Genomic DNA, 17,867 nt, shown 5'->3' with positions numbered 1-17,867 from the left:
CTCCATAAAAAAGCCGAACTGCATAAACGCAAGCCCGGCCATTTTCAGGAAATTAATGGATACTACTTATGATTCATCATCAGCTTGCGCAACGCGGCAAAATCGGCGGGCAGATTATGAGAAAGCAGCGGTAATTCAGCTCGTTCTGCCAGCTCTTTTGGCAGCGCCAGCGATTCACCGAGAATCGCTTCCACACTCTCTTTAAACTTCGCCGGATGTGCGGTGCCAAGGAACAGACCATATTCGCCTGGATGCAACTGGTCACGCAGCGCACGGTAAGCCACAGCAGCGTGCGGTTCTGAGGTATAGCCCAGCTCTTTTAACTCACGCATCGTCTGTTGCGTGGTTTCATCATCCACCGCCGCATAACCCAGCTCTTTCAGTTGCCAGATTTTGCGGCGAAACAACTCTTCCACGCGCGGCCAGTTGTTCGGCTGACTCACGTCCATCGCGTTGGATAACGTCGCCTGGGTGGCTTTTGGCGACCACTGCCCGTCGTGCAGGAAACGCGGCACGGTATCGTTCACGTTGGTCGCAGCAATAAAACGCTTCACCGGCAGGCCAAGAGATTTCGCCAGCAGGCCTGCCGTCAAATCGCCGAAGTTACCGCTCGGCACCGAGACAACCAGCTGGTTGCGCGCTTCCTGCGGCAACTGCGCCACAGCTTCAAAGTAGTAGCAAATTTGCGCCAGCAAACGGCTGATGTTAATGGAGTTAGCGGAGTTTAACCCCAGCGCCACTTTCAGTTCTTCATCATCAAACGCCTGCTTCACCAGCGCCTGACAGGCATCGAAATCGCCGTCGATGGCAACGGTTTCAATATTGCCGCCCAGCGTACAGAACAGCTTTTCTTGCAGGGGACTGATTTTGCCGCGTGGATAGAGGATAACCACTTTTACATTCGGTAAACCGTAAAAAGCGTGAGCCACTGCCGCCCCGGTATCGCCGGAGGTTGCAGTCAGAATAGTCACTGGCTTATCACCCGCAATATGGGTCAGCATTTGCGCCATAAAGCGACCGCCGAAATCTTTAAATGCCAGCGTTGGCCCGTGGAACAATTCCAGACAACCGACATCGCTTTCAACATTGGCGACCGGAGCCGGGAAGGCAAACGCCGCGCGCACGCGCTCTTCCAGTATTTCCTGCGGGATTTCATCACCAATAAACGCCGAAAGGATCTTCGCACTGCGGGTGACAAAATCCAGCTTCAGCATCTCATCAATTTCAGTCAGGCTGAATTCCGGCAGGTCGTGCGGAAAAAACAGCCCCTGATTTTTGCCCAACCCCTGGGTTACGGCTTGCGCAAAACTGACCTGCTCGTTGTGATCTTTCAGATTGTAGAGTTTCATTTAGTTTTCCAGTACTCGTGCGCCCGCCGTATCCAGCCGGCAAATATGAACAAAACCTTCCTGATTTTGCAGGTAGTTCTTACCCAACCAGTCGGCAACGCGCTGGGCGGTATCCGGCTTGTCACACAGAGCGAACAATGTCGGACCGGAGCCGGAGATACCGCTCGCTACCGCGCCTATTTCCGCAACCGCCTGCCGCGACTGCCTGAAGCCTGGCAATAAACGTTCACGGTAGGGTTCAGCGATAACATCTTTCATCAGCTTCGCGGCAAGCTCAGGCTGACGGGAATAGCAGGCGTGAATGAAGCCCGCCAGATGTCGCCCGTGCGCAATGCAATCCTGGCGGCGATACTGCGCCGGTAATATAGCTCGAGCTTCTGCTGTCGAGACTTTAATCCCCGGATACGCCAGCACCCACAGCCACTCATCAAACCCCGGCACTTGCTGACTGATGATGCCATTTTCTTCGATCATCAACTGCATACCACCAAGAAAGCACGGTGCCACGTTGTCATAATGAATGCTGCCGGAGATACGTCCTTCCAGCTCGCCCATCAAAGCCAGCAAACGGGTGTCATTAAGTGGCTTGCCGCAGTGTTCATTCATCGCTACCAGTGCCGCGACCACCGAACAGGCGCTGGAACCTAAACCAGAACCGATCGGCATATTCTTTTCCAGGGTCATCGCCACTGGAATTTGCTTGCCCAACTCCTGGCAAAAACGCTCCCAGCACTGATAAACGATATTTTCTCGTGGTTCTGACGGTAGCTTGTCGGCAAAGCGTCCAAGGTTGTTGAGGCTGAATGTCTCTGCCGCCGCAACCGTCACCACATCCCCAAGCAACTCGCCATCAACAGGCGTTACCGCCGCGCCAAGCACATCAAACCCGACGCTCATATTGGCACTGGAAGCCGGAGCATAAACTTTAACCATGTCAGACTCCTAACTTCCATGAGAGGGTGCGTAGCAGATCGGCAAAGACACCGGCAGCCGTAACGTCATTGCCCGCGCCGTATCCGCGCAGAACCAACGGCAGCGGCTGATAATAGTGGCTATAGAAGGCCAGGGCGTTTTCGCCATTTTTCACTTTGAACAGCGGATCGTTACCGTCCACTTCAGCAATTTTCACGCGGCAGACGCCATCGTCATCAATATTGCCAACATAGCGCAAAACTTTACCCTCATCACGAGCCTTCGCCACGCGCGCGGCAAAGAGATCGTCGAGCTGTGACAGATTCGCCATAAAAGCTGCAACATCACCCTCTGCGTTAAACTCTGCGGGCAGCACAGGTTCGATCTCGATATCCGCCAGCTCCAGTTCACGTCCAGTTTCACGGGCGAGAATCAACAGTTTGCGCGCCACATCCATACCAGAAAGATCATCACGCGGATCCGGTTCGGTATACCCCATTTCCCGCGCCAGCGTGGTCGCCTCAGAGAAACTCATGCCTTCGTCTAGCTTGCCGAAGATGTATGAAAGCGAACCAGAAAGAATGCCGGAGAATTTCATCAACTCATCACCTGCATTGAGCAGGTTTTGCAGATTCTCAATGACCGGTAATCCCGCACCGACGTTGGTGTCATAGAGGAATTTACGTCGCGATTTTTCCGCCGCATAACGCAACTGGTGGTAGTAATCCATCGACGAGGTGTTGGCCTTTTTGTTCGGCGTGACAACGTGGAAACCTTCGCGCAGGAAGTCGGCATATTGATCCGCCACCGCCTGGCTGGAGGTGCAGTCAACAATGACCGGGTTCAGCAGATGATATTCTTTCACCAGGCGAATTAAGCGCCCAAGGTTGAACGGCTCTTTGGCCTGCGCCAGCTCTTCCTGCCAGTTTTCCAGGTTGAGGCCATGCACATTGGTGAGCAGTGCCTTCGAGTTGGCAACGCCACAGACTCGTAAATCAATATGTTTGTTCTTCAGCCAGCTTTGCTGACGCTTCAGTTGCTCCAGCAGCGCGCCGCCAACGCCACCGACGCCAATCACAAACACTTCGATAACCTGATCGGTATTGAACAGCATCTGGTGGGTAACGCGCACGCCAGTCGTCGCGTCATCGTTATTTACCACGACAGAGATTGAGCGTTCAGAAGAACCCTGAGCAATGGCGACAATGTTGATATTGGCACGAGCCAGCGCGGCAAAGAATTTCGCCGAGATCCCACGCAGCGTGCGCATACCATCGCCCACCACCGAGATTATGGCCAGTCGTTCCGTCACCGCCAGCGGCTCCAATAAACCTTCTTTCAGTTCAAGATAGAACTCTTCCTGCATTGCCCGTTCAGCTCGCACACAGTCGCTTTGTGGAACGCAGAAACTGATGCTGTATTCGGAAGACGATTGCGTAATCAGCACCACTGAAATGCGGGCGCGTGACATTGCTGCAAAGACGCGCGCCGCCATGCCGACCATCCCTTTCATTCCTGGACCGGAAACGCTGAACATTGCCATGTTATTCAGATTGGAAATGCCCTTGACCGGTAATTCGTCTTCATCACGGCTGGCACCGATGAGCGTCCCTGGCGCTTGTGGATTTCCGGTGTTTTTAATCAGGCAAGGGATCTGGAACTGAGCGATGGGGGTAATGGTGCGGGGGTGAAGAACTTTAGCGCCGAAGTAGGAAAGCTCCATCGCTTCCTGATAGGACATCGACTTTAACAACCTCGCATCGGGCACCTGACGCGGGTCGCAGGTATAGACACCGTCGACGTCCGTCCAGATCTCGCAACAATCGGCACGTAAACAGGCGGCCAGTACCGCAGCGGAGTAGTCGGAACCGTTACGTCCCAGCACCACCAGTTCGCCTTTTTCATTACCGGCGGTGAAACCTGCCATCAGCACCATGTGGTCAGCCGGAATGCGGCTTGCCGCAATACGGCGGGTGGACTCAGCAATATCGACGGTAGATTCGAGGTAATGACCGACTGCCAGCAGTTTTTCGACCGGATCGATAACGGTAACGTTATGTCCGCGCGCTTCCAGTACACCGGCCATAATGGCGATCGACATTTTTTCACCACGGCAGATGAGCGCAGCGTTGATGCTGTCCGGGCACTGTCCCAACAGGCTGATACCATGCAGAACATGTTTAATTTGGGCAAATTCTTGATCGACGAACGTTTTCAGTTGCGCCAGCGGAAATCCCGGCTGGGCGGCGGCGAGTCCCGTCAGAAGTTCGGCAAAAATACGTTCGGCATCGCTGATATTGGGCAAAGCATCCTGGCCGCTAATCGTTTTTTCAATCATCGCCACCAGATGGTTGGTTATTTTGGCGGGAGCAGAGAGGACTGTAGCCACCTGCCCCTGCCTGGCATTGCTCTCCAGAATATCGGCAACCCGCAGAAAACGTTCCGCATTTGCCACTGATGTACCGCCGAACTTCAACACTCGCATGGTTGTTACCTCGTTACCTTTGGTCGAAAAAAAAGCCCGCACTGTCAGGTGCGGGCTTTTTTCTGTGTTTCCTGTACGCGTCAGCCCGCACCGTTACCTGTGGTAATGGTGATGGTGGTGGTAATGGTGGTGCTGATGCGTTTCATGGATGTTGTGTACTCTGTAATTTTTATCTGTCTGTGCGCTATGCCTATATTGGTTAAAGTATTTAGTGACCTAAGTCAATAAAATTTTAATTTACTCACGGCAGGTAACCAGTTCATAAGCTGCTGGCAGATGCTCTTTTTTAATCCATTCAGAGACAGATTTCCCGTTGCAGTCAGAATGAAAACCTAAAAACAACATGACGTGGCGTTTTTTATTTGGTGATATTTTTTTCAATATCATGCAACAAACGATGCAACATTGCGGTATCCCGTTGCTCTAAAAGCCCCAGACGTTGCTGTAACCAGTCGACCAGTTTTGTGTCATCTGCCACCGCTAACGTCGTTAACAACGACATGGCACGTTCGCGTAAAGCGCGCAGTTGATGTTGGTCTGCCGTTGCGTCACTTTTCGTCGGTTGTTGTATTAATGTTGCTAATTGATAGCAATAGACCATCACCGCCTGCCCCAGATTGAGTGAAGGGTAATCCGCCACCATTGGCACGCCGGTAAGAATATCAGCCAGTGCCAGTTCCTCGTTGGTCAGCCCGGAATCTTCACGACCAAAGACCAGCGCCACATGATTCATCCACGCCGATTTTTCTTCCAACAATGGCACCAGTTCCACCGGTGTCGCGTAGTAATGATATTTCGCCCGACTACGCGCTGTAGTGGCGACAGTGAAATCTACGTCATGTAACGATTCAGCCAGCGTCGGAAAAACTTTAATATTATCAATAATATCACCGGAGCCATGAGCAACCCATCGGGTGGCAGGTTCCAGATGCGCCTGGCTATCGACAATCCGCAGTTCGCTAAAACCCATCGTTTTCATTGCCCGCGCTGCTGCCCCAATATTTTCTGCTCTGGCGGGTGCAACCAGAATAATCGTCAAACGCATGTTGCTACTCTTCTTGACCAAATAACCGCGAATAGAGTGATGAATGTCAACTTACTGCGCGGAGAGAATTTACAAAATATTAACGCAAGTCGCAGAAAAAGCCCTTTACTTAACTTAAAAAAAGCTAAACTATTTCTTGACTGTACTAACCGTTCAATTGTTAAAAAACGCTACATATCTTTCTGTTTACTTAGGATAATTTTATAAAAAATAAATCTCGACAATTGGATTCACCACGTTTATTAGTTGTAGGATGCAACTAGTTGGATTATTAAAATAATGTGACGAAAGCTAGCATTTAGATACGATGATTTCATCAAACTGTTAACGTGCTACAATTGAACTTGATATATGTCAACGAAGCGTAGTTTTATTGGGTGTCCGGCACGTCTTAGCCTGTTATGTCGCTGTTAAAATGGTTAGGATGACAGCCGTTTTTGACACTGTCGGGTCCTGAGGGAAAGTACCCACGACCAAGCTAATGATGTTGTTGACGTTGATGGAAAGTGCATCAAGAACGCAATTACGTACTTTAGTCATGTTACGCCGATCATGTTAATTTGCAGCATGTATCAGGCAGGTCAGGGACTTTTGTACTTCCTGTTTCGATTTAGTTGGCAATTTAGGTAGCAAACATGCAGACCCCGCACATTCTTATCGTTGAAGACGAGTTGGTAACACGCAACACGTTGAAAAGTATTTTCGAAGCGGAAGGCTATGATGTTTTCGAAGCGACAGATGGCGCGGAAATGCATCAGATCCTCTCTGAATATGACATCAACCTGGTGATCATGGATATCAATCTGCCGGGTAAGAACGGTCTTCTGTTAGCGCGTGAACTGCGCGAGCAGGCGAATGTTGCGTTGATGTTCCTGACTGGCCGTGACAACGAAGTCGATAAAATTCTCGGCCTCGAAATCGGTGCAGACGATTACATCACCAAACCGTTCAACCCGCGTGAACTGACTATCCGTGCACGCAACTTGCTGTCTCGTACCATGAATCTGGGTACTGTCAGCGAAGAACGTCGTAGCGTTGAAAGCTACAAGTTCAATGGTTGGGAACTGGACATCAACAGCCGTTCGTTGATCGGCCCTGATGGCGAGCAGTACAAACTGCCGCGCAGCGAGTTCCGCGCCATGCTTCACTTCTGTGAAAACCCAGGCAAAATTCAGTCCCGTGCTGAACTGCTGAAGAAAATGACCGGCCGTGAGCTGAAGCCGCACGACCGTACTGTAGACGTGACAATCCGTCGTATTCGTAAGCATTTCGAATCTACGCCGGATACGCCGGAAATCATCGCCACCATTCACGGTGAAGGTTATCGTTTCTGCGGTGATCTGGAAGATTAATCGGTTTACCACCGTCAAAAAAACGGCGCTTTTTAGCGCCGTTTTTATTTTTCAACATTATTTCCAGATGCGTAACTCATCGTCTGTTGTGACTTCTTTACTGGTTTTCATTTTCGGTAGTGAAAATGCATACCAGTCGATATCACGTGTCACAAACATCATGCCAGCCAGCGCCACCACCAGCACACAGGTTCCCAACAACAGCGCGCTATCGGCAGAATTCAGCAGTCCCCACATCACGCCATCCAGCAACAACAGCGCGAGAGTAAACAACATGCTGTTGCGCCAGCCTTTTAATACTGCCTGCAAGTAAATACCGTTCATTAACGCCCCAATCAGACTGGCGATTATCCATGCCACGGTAAAACCGGTATGTTCAGAAAGCGCCAGCAAGAGCAAATAAAACATCACCAATGACAGCCCTACCAGCAAATATTGCATCGGGTGTAAACGCTTTGCCGTTAATGTTTCAAAGACAAAGAAGGCCATAAAAGTTAGCGAGATCAGCAAAATGGCGTACTTGGTCGCCCGATCCGTTAATTGATACTGATCGGCTGGCGTAGTGACTGCGACGCTAAACGCCGGGAAATTTTCCCAGCCGCTATCATTGCCTGAAGCAAAACGCTCACCGAGATTATTAGCAAACCAGCTACTTTGCCATTGCGCCTGAAAACCGGATGCACTTAACTCCCGTTTCGTTGGCAAAAAATCGCCTAAAAAACTGGGGTGCGGCCAGTTGCTGGTTAAGGTCATCTCGCTATTACGTCCCGTCGGCACCACAGAAAAATCACCAGTACCGCTTAAATTCAGCGCCATATTCAGCTTCAGGTTCTGCTTCAGCCAGTCTCCTTCGGGTAAAGGGATATGCACGCCCTGCCCGCCTTGCTCTAACCCGGTGCCAGGTTCAATGCTCAGCGCAGTTCCGTTAAGTTCAGGCGCTTTCACCACGCCAATACCACGCGCATCCCCGACGCTAATCACAATAAATGGCTTGCCTAAGGTGATATTTGGCGCGTTGAGTTCGCTAAGACGCGAAACGTCAAAATCGGCTTTCAGCGTTAAATCACTGTGCCAGACCTGGCCGGAATAAATACCGATCTTCCGTTCTTCCACGTTCTGATTGCCATCAACCATCAACGACTCAGGTAACCAAAAATGGATAAAACTTCGTTTCCGCTCCACGGTTTTATCCTCTTCCTGCACCGTATAAAGCTCGGTCACAGGAATAGCGATGAGCGGCCCAACGAGTTTTTGCGGTCCGCTGGTGCTTTGGCGAATCGCATCTTCCACATCGCTCCGGTAATCGGCACGTTCGACAATCACCTGCCGAATCAACATTAATGGAATTAACAACAGCAACACCGTGCCAAACAAAGTGGTCATTTTCCAGAACAGGGGGGATTTCAACATAGTCTTCTCCTTTGCAATGACGGCAGTGTATGAAGGCTATGTGAGAAGAATTTGAAGTTATGTGAAGTGACGGTGAAGCCGAAGCGAGGCCAGCACACCGCTTTCCGGCATGTTGTGCAGCGTGACTTCGCCATTGAGCAAACGGGCAACTTCGCTGACAAACGCCAGCCCAAGACCACTGCTTTTTTGCCCATTTGCACGCGGTAAAGAGTAAAAGCGTTCAAAAATGCGCGACAGCGCGTAGTCAGGAATGCCACTGCCGGTATCCTGCACCTTAAGCGTAACTTGCTCCTCATCTGCCACAGCACTAAGCGTTATGCAGCCATGATCGGGAGTAAAATCGATGGCGTTATCCAGTAAATTCCCCAGCGCCTGCTCCAGTAACGCAGGTTCAGCAGCAACCTTAACCTCTGTAGGCATAACATGCAGAGTGATATTTTTTTCTGCCAACTGCACGGTGCGCGCTTCGCTGATGCGGTTAAATAATGCCGCTACGTCAACCGCAGAAAGAACCACTTCCTGGCGATTCTCCAGTCTTGCCTGGCGTAATAACGTTTCTACCAGTGCCTGCATTCGCGCATTTTGCGTCAAAATATTATCGGTAAAGCGAGCCACCACTTCTGGCGGCGGGCCTTCACGTAAAATTTCCGCTGCGCCACGAATCGCCGCCAGTGGGCTTTTTAGCTCATGAGTTAATGCGTAAACATACTGCTCAATATAGTTTTTCCCTTCCAGCTTCACGCGCATACTTTCCAGCGCCTGCGCTAACTTACGCAGCTCGCTACTGCCGAGTTCAGGGAGAGGAACGGGTTTATTGTCGGTAACGGAATCAGCATAGCGGGTGAGTCGGGCAATGGAGCGGTTGATCCACCAAACCATTCCCGCACCAATCACCAGCGCAATCCCCAGCAAAATGGTACTCGCCCATAAAATTCGTCGCTCGCTGCGTTTAATGACCGGTGCCATCGCCGCGTTCGGTTTGCCTACGCTCAAAACGCCAATAAGCCGTGAACCGTCCATAATCGGCGCGGCGACATACATCACAGAACTTTCGGGGTCGGCAGGATTTTGCAACGTGCTGCGCGCACCATACTGACCACGCAACGTTAGCCAGACATCATTCCAGCGGGAATAATCCTGTCCCACGGCTTTGTTTGCCGAATCGAACAATACTTTGCCCTGCGCATCAGTCATATAGACATGGTATTCATTGCGCACTTTGTTAATGCCGCCGATATTGGCGCGAAACGGGCGATTTTGTAGCTGGTTAAACGCCTGCGCCAGTTGTCCATGCTCGGGGTCACCAGAGAGCAAATCGGGACGCGCCAGCTCCGCCAGCAACGTTGCGGTGTCGATCAGCGTACCTTCCGTCGCCCTTCGCACACCCGGTTTAACTTCTTTGACAAAAATTGCCAGTACGAACCAGGCTGCCACCGCCACCAGTAAAAAATAGCCCAGCAACAGGCGCATCCCGATGCGCATTACAGGCTCCTCAGGCTGTATCCCATTCCGCGATGAGTATTAATTGGCGAAAGGTCGGGATTTATAGCGCGCAGTTTGGCGCGCAGCGTTTTGATGTGAGTATCGACAGTGCGATCGTAAGTGTCCTGTGCATCTTCCCAGACGCTATCCATCAATTGCTGGCGTGACCAGACGCGGCCTGGCGACTTGAGTAACGTTTTCAACAACAGAAATTCGTACCGCGTCAGCGTTAATGGCGTGTCAAACCAGCTGATCTGCGCCGCAGGTTCATTCAGTTCAAAATGACCAATACGGATGACGGGAGACGGCGTAGAAAACTTCTTCACCCGACGCAGTAAGGTGCGCACCCTGGCGCACACTTCGCGAGGTGAAAACGGTTTAGCCACGTAGTCGTCAGCGCCAATCTCCAGCCCAAGCAGGCGATCCACCTCTTCACTACGGGCGGTCAGAAACAGTACAGGCAACGCAGGATGGAGCGCCAGCAACTGGCGACACAGTTCGAAACCGCTAATATCAGGCAGGCCGACATCGAGAATGATAACGTCAGGAACCTGCAGGCGCGCTTTATCCAGCGCCGGTAAGCCCCGTTCAAAGAACTCGACGGCAAAACCTTCCTGCTGCAACATGTAGACCAGCGTGTCGGCTATCCCTTGCTCGTCTTCCACTAACCAGACCGTTTCCCGTTGCATAAATCGCCTCTGTTATTGTCGCCACGGCATGACAGGAACGGCGCTGATGGCATTTTTCGGTGAACCATCGACAACTTTGTCGGAGTAAGCCAGGTAAGCGAGCGCGTTGCGTTTGGCGTCATAGAAACGCACGACCTGTAACGACTTAAAGACCAGAGAAGTCCGTTTTTTGAACACGACTTCGCCTTGAGCTTTGCCGTTTTTAATGCGATCCGACAGTTCAATCGGCCCTACCTGCTGGCAGGAAATGGCCGCATCGGAAGTATCTTCCGCCAGACCTAATCCCCCTTTAATACCGCCGGTTTTCGCCCGACTCACATAACAAGTGACATTTTTTACATCGGGATCGTCAAAGGCTTCCACGACAATTTTGTGATCCGGGCCGATCATTTTAAATACGGTGTCGACCGAACCAATTTCTTCCGCATGAGCCAATGGTCCCAGCATTATCAGGCTTAAGGACAAGATCAAATGCTTGTATTTCATATTGTTACCATTTTTATAAGTTACACTGAGCAATTAGTTCGTCATGATAAATAACATATTGATTAAGAACAAAAACTCAATATTTTTATCTCCGTCAAGACCTAAAACATACTCTGCTAAGAAAAAAAACACTGAATGCTAAAACAACAAAAAATGCTATTATCCAATTACCTGATGTCAGGTGCTCGTTGTTGAAAGGATGAGGATATTTTATGGATCAGGCCGGCATTATTCGCGACCTTTTAATCTGGCTGGAAGGTCATCTGGATCAGCCCCTGTCGCTCGACAATGTAGCGGCGAAAGCAGGTTATTCCAAGTGGCACTTACAGAGAATGTTTAAAGATGTCACTGGCCATGCTATTGGCGCGTATATTCGTGCTCGTCGTTTGTCGAAATCGGCGGTCGCACTACGCCTGACTGCGCGTCCGATTCTGGATATCGCGCTGCAATACCGCTTCGACTCTCAACAGACATTTACCCGCGCATTCAAGAAGCAGTTTGCCCAGACTCCCGCACTTTACCGCCGTTCTCCTGAATGGAGCGCCTTTGGTATTCGCCCGCCGCTGCGTCTGGGTGAATTTACCATGCCAGAGCACAAATTTGTCACCCTGGAAGATACGCCGCTGATTGGTGTTACCCAGAGCTACTCCTGTTCGCTGGAGCAAATCTCTGATTTCCGCCACGAAATGCGCTACCAGTTCTGGCACGATTTTCTCGGCAACTCGCCAACCATTCCACCAGTGCTTTACGGTTTGAACGAAACGCGTCCAAGCCAGGATAAAGATGACGAGCAAGAAGTGTTTTACACCACGGCTCTGGCTCGGGATCAAGCTGACGGCTATGTACTGACGGGACATCCGGTACTGTTGCAGGGTGGCGACTATGTGATGTTTACCTACGAAGGTCTGGGAACCGGCGTGCAGGAGTTTATTCTGACGGTATACGGAACCTGTATGCCGATGCTCAACCTGACCCGCCGTAAAGGTCAGGATATTGAGCGATACTACCCGGCAGAAGATGCCAAAGCGGGAGATCGCCCAATTAATCTGCGCTGCGAGCTGCTTATTCCAATACGTCGTTAACGCTGTAGCTCGTCTAATGCAGGGGCGTCCAGATGCGAGATGTCCCCTGCGGTTTCAACTACCCAGCCAGATGCCAGCCACAGGCTTTCCTGATAATCCACGCGCGAAATAGAACAGTTACGCAGACGTAAGCGGCGTTCTGCCCATGCCGGTAAGCCCAGAATGGTACTCACCAGGCATCCCAGCGCGATACCGTGACTCACCAGCAGTGGTCGACTTCCCGGTGGTAAATCCCGACAAGATTCCAGTGCTGCGTTAACGCGATCGCTAAGTTCCTGCATCGACTCGCCTTCAGGAATACGCCCGTCAACGGTGCCATTGACGAGCTGACGACGCCAGTTCTCTTCTTCTTCAGTCAGAGAGTCAATGTGTCTTTTCTCCAGCACGCCCATATTTAACTCACGCAAGCGGGAATCAAAGATGATGTCACAACCACAAGCCTGGGCGATGATTTCCGCCGTACGCCGGGTGCGGCCTAAATCACTACTGATGATATGCGTAATGCCAAGCTCTTTGGCACGGTTCGCCACCTGCATTGCCTGTTGCTCACCTTTTGCAGTCAGCGGGCTGTCAGACTGGCCCTGAATACGTCGCTCGGCGTTCCACTGTGTTTCACCGTGGCGGACAAGGTATACCTGTAACATGCTTTTTTTCCGTATACTGCTTTAACGTTAATTTTGTGAGTAATCCTGATTATGCACCATGTTGTCTGTGCGACCACCAATCCCGCTAAAATTCAGGCCATTCTGCAGGCATTTCACGAGATCTTCGGCGAAGGATCCTGCCACATTGAGTCCGTTGCCGTCGAGAGCGGCGTACCGGAACAGCCCTTTGGCAGTGAGGAAACGCGCGCTGGCGCACGAAATCGGGTAGCAAATTCTCGTCGTTTACGCCCAGAGGCTGATTTTTGGGTAGCAATTGAAGCGGGTATTGATGGTGACAGCACCTTCAGTTGGGTGGTGATTGAAAACGCGAGCCAGCGCGGTGAAGCGCGTTCGGCAACTTTGCCGTTACCTGCGGTAATTCTGGAGAAAGTGCGTGAGGGCGAGGCGCTTGGCCCCGTGATGTCGCGTTATACCGGCATTGATGAGATTGGCCGTAAAGAGGGCGCGATCGGCGTGTTTACCGCCGGGAAACTCACCCGCGCCAGCGTCTATCACCAGGCGGTGATCCTGGCGCTAAGTCCGTTTCATAATGCGATATATCAGCCATTGTAGGACGGATAAGGCGTTCACGACGCATCCGGCATTCGGTGCGCAATGCCTGATGCGACGCTGACGCGTCTTATCAGGCCTACAAAATCAATCGCTTTTCAGCAGCACTTCTTCCAGCCACTGGCGCAACTCGACAGGCGCGGCTTTCAGACTGTTAGATCCACGAGTAATGGTCGCAATGCCCGCGCCGAGTTCGTTTTTTAACTCACGCTGGCTCATTTCACCGCGCAACAACTCTTCTACGATACGCACGCGAGTCCCCAACGCTTCGCGCTCATCCGGCGTCAGCATCAGGTTTAGCAACGGTAAATGGAGATCGTTTTCGTAGGCATTCTTAAGCAGGTCAACAAAACGTAACCACTCCTGGTGACGCTGTTCTGCCATCGCTGCTGAATAGGGTGATTGTTGAGCCATAGTGTGTCGCCATTGTTAGCGGGGGAAGCCTGATGCCTCCCCCGGTTGTACTCGCAAAAGAGTACGATAGCATATCATAAACGGGCGGTTCAGTAACGACGCCCCCATTCTGTGGCGCTCAAAAGCGTCGGTTTATCGCCCATGAAATAGCGATAGTACGCGTCATAAGCCAGCACGTTCTTCACATAACCGCGCGTCTCGGAGAACGGGATACTCTCGACAAACGCCACCGCGTCGATACGTCCGGCGCTGTTGCCAAGCCAGGTACGCACTCTCCCTGGTCCCGCGTTATAGGCTGCCGATGAGAAAATACGGTTATTACCAAACTGCTGATAAACATATTGCAGGTAACTGGTGCCAATGTTGATGTTCGTTTCCGGATCAAGCAATTGTCCCGGGCTGCTGTAACCTGGAATTGAGAACATCTTCACCGTATGGGTCGCTGTGCCAGGCATAATCTGCATCAGGCCGCTGGCGCCTACCGGCGACTTCACTTTCGGATTCCAGGCGCTCTCCTGGCGGGCAATCGCCATTGCATAGCTTTGCGGGATATCTTTGCCATTGGTGTAGCGTTTGAAAAGATCGTTGTAGGCCAGCGGGAATCGCTCTTCCAGATGATCCCACAGCTTCCCGGCGATCGTTGCCTGAACGCTAAGATCCCACCATTGGTTATTGAAAGCATATCGCGCCAGTTGAGCCTGCTCTGCTTTTGACTTGCTCTTCACAAGATTGGCCCACTCGCTACGCGCGGTATTATCGAGATTCCAGTACATCAACTCGCGCACGCGCGCCATCTCCGACCCCTGAGTCAGGGCGCTGTCAACATTCTGCGGCGCTTTATCAATCTTCAGCTCATACTCTTCGCCGATCCGCTGTGCAGCAACCATCGGGTAGAAACCACGCTGTTGCATGAGTTGATGCAAAATCTCTTTTGCTTCCGCTTCACGACCGCGTTCCAGCAGTAAATCCGCCTGCCAGTAACGCCATTCATCTTTCTCTTTCGCTTCCATCGGCAAGCGTGCCAGCCAGGTATTCAGGCCAGAACGGTCGCCAGTGCCAAGCGCCATCCGCACGCGTCGTTCAATTAACGACGTGGATTGCGAACGCATAATGGCGTCATCGCGCCATTTCGCCTGCTCGTCGGTGACGTCGTTGCCCATCAGACGCCAGGCGACGATATCGCGTAGCTCCTGAATCTGATCTTCATTAAGCTGCTGCGCCTGGGCAAGCGACGGGATCATCAGCCGTGCGTTTTCTGCATCCTGGCGCGCCACGCTGGCAAACGCCACCGCTGCCATCTGGCGGGTAAAATCAGTCGCTCCGGTAGTACGCGCGAATGTCAGCACTGTATTAGGATCGTTCGCCAGCGAAATAATCGCCGAGGCGATAGTTTGATAATCGGCAGGCATCTGCCCTGCGAGTACCGTCACCAGCCCGGTATTGCCCGCTTTCATCGCCAGGCGGATACGCTCTAAATAAGCCAGTGGTTCTTGCTTACCGGACGCGCGCCAGACGCTAAACAACTTATCGCAAGCGTTAGGCTGACTCTTTCCGGTTAGCCAAAGTTCTTTCGCCCCCTGCCAGGCTTCTTCGCTCTGCCCGATATTCCATTTCGCATAGTAATAATTACATTGCGCTTCGGTAGTCCCTGGTTTTTCCGGGCTAAAAGCTAACAGACCACGCCAGTCTTCACGCCGCGCCAGTTCATTGACGAAGCGAGATTGTAGCGTGCGAGCGGGAGGAAGCGTGGGGTTAGCGCGAACAAAGTTAGTGACCTTGACCGCCGGTTGATTCATCAGGTCATCGGTAATCTGGCGGTATTCCAGGTAGGGATAAAGCGGATAATCCTTCAGTCCAGGCATCATTTGTTCGACCACATCCATTTGTCGATTATCCCAGGCCTGCTTGATTTGCGCGTAACGGCTACGCTGCTCATCCAGTGAGTCGGCTCGCGCCACGCTGCTGACCGTCAGCAGACAGACACCGGCAGCCAACAGCCGCCAGGTAACTTGTTTGGCTTTTTCCACAAGCGCATCCTCTAAGTGTAAATACATCAATGCAGCGTCATGCCGCCTAATAGATTTATGCTAACCAGTCATTGCCGTTTGTGCCACGTTATGGACACTTTTTTACTTTTACTGCGAGGGTGATCGACCGGCTGGGATTAGATAAGGAAACAGGCTACACTTCGCCTTTGAAAACTCATCATCACGATAAACATAGAGGCGAAGTCCAACGTGGCTCAATTCGTTTATACCATGCATCGTGTCGGCAAAGTTGTTCCGCCGAAACGTCATATTTTGAAAAACATCTCTCTGAGTTTCTTCCCTGGGGCAAAAATCGGCGTCCTGGGTCTGAACGGCGCCGGTAAATCTACCCTGCTGCGCATTATGGCGGGCATCGATAAAGACATCGAAGGCGAAGCGCGTCCGCAGCCGGATATCAAGATTGGTTATCTGCCGCAGGAACCGCAGCTGAACCCGGAACACACCGTGCGTGAGTCCATTGAAGAGGCGGTTTCTGAAGTGGTTAACGCCCTGAAACGTCTGGATGAAGTGTATGCGTTATACGCCGATCCGGATGCCGATTTCGACAAGCTGGCCGCTGAACAAGGCCGTCTGGAAGAGATCATTCAGGCTCACGACGGTCATAACCTGAACGTGCAACTGGAACGTGCAGCAGATGCGCTGCGTCTGCCGGACTGGGAGGCGAAAATCGCTAACCTCTCCGGTGGTGAGCGTCGTCGCGTGGCGTTGTGCCGTCTGCTGCTGGAAAAACCAGACATGCTGCTGCTCGACGAACCAACTAACCACCTGGATGCCGAATCCGTAGCGTGGCTGGAACGCTTCCTGCACGACTTCGAAGGCACCGTTGTGGCGATTACCCACGACCGTTACTTCCTCGATAACGTTGCGGGCTGGATCCTCGAACTTGACCGTGGCGAAGGTATTCCGTGGGAAGGTAACTACTCCTCCTGGCTGGAGCAGAAAGATCAGCGTCTGGCGCAGGAAGCTTCGCAAGAAGCAGCACGTCGTAAGTCGATTGAAAAAGAGCTGGAGTGGGTACGTCAGGGGACTAAAGGCCGTCAGTCGAAAGGTAAAGCACGTCTGGCGCGCTTTGAAGAGCTGAACAACACCGAATATCAGAAACGTAACGAAACCAACGAACTGTTTATTCCACCTGGACCGCGTCTGGGCGATAAAGTGTTGGAAGTCAGCAACCTGCGTAAATCCTACGGCGATCGCCTGCTGATTGACTCCCTGAGCTTCTCGATCCCGAAAGGGGCAATCGTCGGGATCATCGGGCCGAACGGTGCAGGTAAATCGACCCTGTTCCGTATGATCTCTGGTCAGGAACAGCCGGACAGCGGCACCATCACTTTAGGTGAAACGGTGAAACTGGCGTCTGTTGATCAGTTCCGTGACTCAATGGATAACAGCAAAACCGTTTGGGAAGAAGTTTCCGGCGGGCTGGATATCATGAAGATCGGTAACACCGAGATGCCGAGCCGTGCCTACGTAGGCCGCTTTAACTTTAAAGGGGTTGATCAGGGCAAACGCGTTGGCGAACTTTCCGGTGGTGAGCGCGGTCGTCTGCATCTGGCGAAGCTGCTGCAGGTTGGCGGCAACATGCTGCTGCTCGACGAACCGACCAACGATCTGGATATCGAAACCCTGCGTGCGCTGGAAAACGCCCTGCTGGAGTTCCCGGGCTGCGCGATGGTTATCTCGCACGACCGTTGGTTCCTCGACCGTATCGCGACGCACATTCTGGATTACCAGGATGAAGGTAAAGTCGAGTTCTTCGAAGGTAACTTTACCGAGTACGAAGAGTATAAGAAACGCACGCTGGGCGCAGACGCGCTGGAGCCGAAGCGTATCAAGTACAAGCGTATTGCGAAGTAATCCGTAAAATGCCGGATGCGGCGTGAACGCCTTATCCGGCCT

General features: G+C 52.0%; 17 protein-coding genes and 1 other annotated feature. Of the genes, 4 read left to right on the top strand and 13 right to left on the bottom strand.

The features are described 5' to 3' along the window. Positions 1 to 62 precede the first annotated feature (62 nt). From thrC to yjjY, 6 genes are all read right to left on the bottom strand, one after another. Positions 63 to 1,349 (bottom strand): threonine synthase, encoded by a 1,287-nt coding sequence (thrC, locus tag RGV86_RS16055; protein WP_000781060.1) that lies wholly within the window; start codon positions 1,347 to 1,349, stop codon positions 63 to 65. Further along, positions 1,350 to 2,282 carry a homoserine kinase gene (thrB, locus tag RGV86_RS16050; RefSeq protein ID WP_000241673.1) on the bottom strand — a complete coding sequence of 311 codons (933 nt, stop codon included), beginning with the start codon at positions 2,280 to 2,282 and terminating at the stop codon, positions 1,350 to 1,352. It abuts the gene before it with no gap. A gap of 1 nt (position 2,283) precedes the next feature. Next, on the bottom strand, positions 2,284 to 4,746 hold the full coding sequence (gene thrA, locus RGV86_RS16045; RefSeq protein ID WP_085460296.1) for a bifunctional aspartate kinase/homoserine dehydrogenase I: 2,463 nt from the start codon (positions 4,744 to 4,746) through the stop codon (positions 2,284 to 2,286). Positions 4,747 to 4,771: 25 nt separating this feature from the next. Beyond that, positions 4,772 to 4,891, bottom strand: a sequence feature (Thr leader region). Further along, complete coding sequence (gene thrL, locus RGV86_RS16040; protein WP_001386572.1) at positions 4,827 to 4,892, bottom strand: thr operon leader peptide; 66 nt, start codon at positions 4,890 to 4,892, stop codon at positions 4,827 to 4,829. Its footprint overlaps the feature before it by 65 nt. A gap of 212 nt (positions 4,893 to 5,104) precedes the next feature. Beyond that, positions 5,105 to 5,791: a tRNA/rRNA methyltransferase gene (locus tag RGV86_RS16035; RefSeq protein WP_085460295.1), complete on the bottom strand. Its 687-nt coding sequence runs from the start codon at positions 5,789 to 5,791 to the stop codon at positions 5,105 to 5,107. A 399-nt stretch (positions 5,792 to 6,190) separates the two neighbouring features. Then, complete coding sequence (gene yjjY, locus RGV86_RS16030) at positions 6,191 to 6,331, bottom strand: YjjY family protein (protein WP_001303782.1); 141 nt, start codon at positions 6,329 to 6,331, stop codon at positions 6,191 to 6,193. A 95-nt stretch (positions 6,332 to 6,426) separates the two neighbouring features. On the opposite strand from yjjY, the gene arcA reads away from it, so the two are divergent. Beyond that, positions 6,427 to 7,143, top strand: a complete 717-nt coding sequence (arcA, locus tag RGV86_RS16025) for a two-component system response regulator ArcA (protein WP_001194358.1) — start codon at positions 6,427 to 6,429, stop codon at positions 7,141 to 7,143. Positions 7,144 to 7,200: 57 nt separating this feature from the next. Here arcA and creD read toward each other — a convergent pair whose 3' ends face one another. The 4 genes from creD to creA are packed head-to-tail and all read right to left on the bottom strand — an operon-like array spanning position 7,201 to position 11,210. Next, on the bottom strand, positions 7,201 to 8,553 hold the full coding sequence (creD, locus tag RGV86_RS16020) for a cell envelope integrity protein CreD (protein WP_000920370.1): 1,353 nt from the start codon (positions 8,551 to 8,553) through the stop codon (positions 7,201 to 7,203). Between the two features lie 57 nt (positions 8,554 to 8,610). Then, on the bottom strand, positions 8,611 to 10,035 hold the full coding sequence (gene creC, locus RGV86_RS16015) for a two-component system sensor histidine kinase CreC (protein ID WP_085460294.1): 1,425 nt from the start codon (positions 10,033 to 10,035) through the stop codon (positions 8,611 to 8,613). Next, entirely contained in the window at positions 10,035 to 10,724 is a 690-nt protein-coding gene (gene creB, locus RGV86_RS16010; RefSeq protein WP_001188653.1) for a two-component system response regulator CreB, read from the bottom strand. Before creB ends, creC begins: the two co-directional genes overlap by 1 nt. Before the next feature lie 12 nt (positions 10,725 to 10,736). Next, positions 10,737 to 11,210: a protein CreA gene (gene creA, locus RGV86_RS16005; protein ID WP_000875485.1), complete on the bottom strand. Its 474-nt coding sequence runs from the start codon at positions 11,208 to 11,210 to the stop codon at positions 10,737 to 10,739. A gap of 212 nt (positions 11,211 to 11,422) precedes the next feature. Here creA and robA point away from each other — a divergent pair, with 212 nt between their 5' ends. Continuing rightward, a complete protein-coding gene (robA, locus tag RGV86_RS16000; protein ID WP_000371672.1) occupies positions 11,423 to 12,292 on the top strand; it encodes an MDR efflux pump AcrAB transcriptional activator RobA in 870 nt (289 codons plus the stop codon). On the opposite strand, the gene gpmB is transcribed toward robA, so the two are convergent. Then, on the bottom strand, positions 12,289 to 12,936 hold the full coding sequence (gpmB, locus tag RGV86_RS15995) for a 2,3-diphosphoglycerate-dependent phosphoglycerate mutase GpmB (RefSeq protein WP_000942335.1): 648 nt from the start codon (positions 12,934 to 12,936) through the stop codon (positions 12,289 to 12,291). The genes robA and gpmB overlap by 4 nt on opposite strands. A gap of 51 nt (positions 12,937 to 12,987) precedes the next feature. Here gpmB and yjjX point away from each other — a divergent pair, with 51 nt between their 5' ends. Next, on the top strand, positions 12,988 to 13,509 hold the full coding sequence (gene yjjX / locus RGV86_RS15990; protein WP_000546621.1) for an inosine/xanthosine triphosphatase: 522 nt from the start codon (positions 12,988 to 12,990) through the stop codon (positions 13,507 to 13,509). A gap of 84 nt (positions 13,510 to 13,593) precedes the next feature. Here yjjX and trpR read toward each other — a convergent pair whose 3' ends face one another. After that, positions 13,594 to 13,920 carry a trp operon repressor gene (trpR, locus tag RGV86_RS15985; protein WP_000068670.1) on the bottom strand — a complete coding sequence of 109 codons (327 nt, stop codon included), beginning with the start codon at positions 13,918 to 13,920 and terminating at the stop codon, positions 13,594 to 13,596. 89 nt (positions 13,921 to 14,009) lie between these two features. Next, on the bottom strand, positions 14,010 to 15,947 hold the full coding sequence (gene sltY, locus RGV86_RS15980; protein ID WP_000409436.1) for a murein transglycosylase: 1,938 nt from the start codon (positions 15,945 to 15,947) through the stop codon (positions 14,010 to 14,012). Positions 15,948 to 16,157: 210 nt separating this feature from the next. Here sltY and ettA point away from each other — a divergent pair, with 210 nt between their 5' ends. Next, positions 16,158 to 17,825 (top strand): energy-dependent translational throttle protein EttA, encoded by a 1,668-nt coding sequence (gene ettA, locus RGV86_RS15975; protein ID WP_000046760.1) that lies wholly within the window; start codon positions 16,158 to 16,160, stop codon positions 17,823 to 17,825. Positions 17,826 to 17,867 lie beyond the last annotated feature (42 nt).

Origin of the sequence: Escherichia ruysiae (assembly GCF_031323975.1) — a bacterium.
Lineage (GTDB): Bacteria > Pseudomonadota > Gammaproteobacteria > Enterobacterales > Enterobacteriaceae > Escherichia > Escherichia ruysiae.
This window is presented reverse-complemented; position numbering and strand designations above follow the sequence as displayed.

Coding starts and splice junctions, on each gene's coding strand:
- thrC (WP_000781060.1), bottom strand. CDS start 1,349: ATGAAACTCTACAATCTGAAAGATCACAACGAGCAGGTCAGTTTTGCG.
- thrB (WP_000241673.1), bottom strand. CDS start 2,282: ATGGTTAAAGTTTATGCTCCGGCTTCCAGTGCCAATATGAGCGTCGGG.
- thrA (WP_085460296.1), bottom strand. CDS start 4,746: ATGCGAGTGTTGAAGTTCGGCGGTACATCAGTGGCAAATGCGGAACGT.
- RGV86_RS16035 (WP_085460295.1), bottom strand. CDS start 5,791: ATGCGTTTGACGATTATTCTGGTTGCACCCGCCAGAGCAGAAAATATT.
- yjjY (WP_001303782.1), bottom strand. CDS start 6,331: ATGACTAAAGTACGTAATTGCGTTCTTGATGCACTTTCCATCAACGTC.
- arcA (WP_001194358.1), top strand. CDS start 6,427: ATGCAGACCCCGCACATTCTTATCGTTGAAGACGAGTTGGTAACACGC.
- creD (WP_000920370.1), bottom strand. CDS start 8,553: ATGTTGAAATCCCCCCTGTTCTGGAAAATGACCACTTTGTTTGGCACG.
- creC (WP_085460294.1), bottom strand. CDS start 10,035: ATGCGCATCGGGATGCGCCTGTTGCTGGGCTATTTTTTACTGGTGGCG.
- creB (WP_001188653.1), bottom strand. CDS start 10,724: ATGCAACGGGAAACGGTCTGGTTAGTGGAAGACGAGCAAGGGATAGCC.
- creA (WP_000875485.1), bottom strand. CDS start 11,210: ATGAAATACAAGCATTTGATCTTGTCCTTAAGCCTGATAATGCTGGGA.
- robA (WP_000371672.1), top strand. CDS start 11,423: ATGGATCAGGCCGGCATTATTCGCGACCTTTTAATCTGGCTGGAAGGT.
- gpmB (WP_000942335.1), bottom strand. CDS start 12,936: ATGTTACAGGTATACCTTGTCCGCCACGGTGAAACACAGTGGAACGCC.
- yjjX (WP_000546621.1), top strand. CDS start 12,988: ATGCACCATGTTGTCTGTGCGACCACCAATCCCGCTAAAATTCAGGCC.
- trpR (WP_000068670.1), bottom strand. CDS start 13,920: ATGGCTCAACAATCACCCTATTCAGCAGCGATGGCAGAACAGCGTCAC.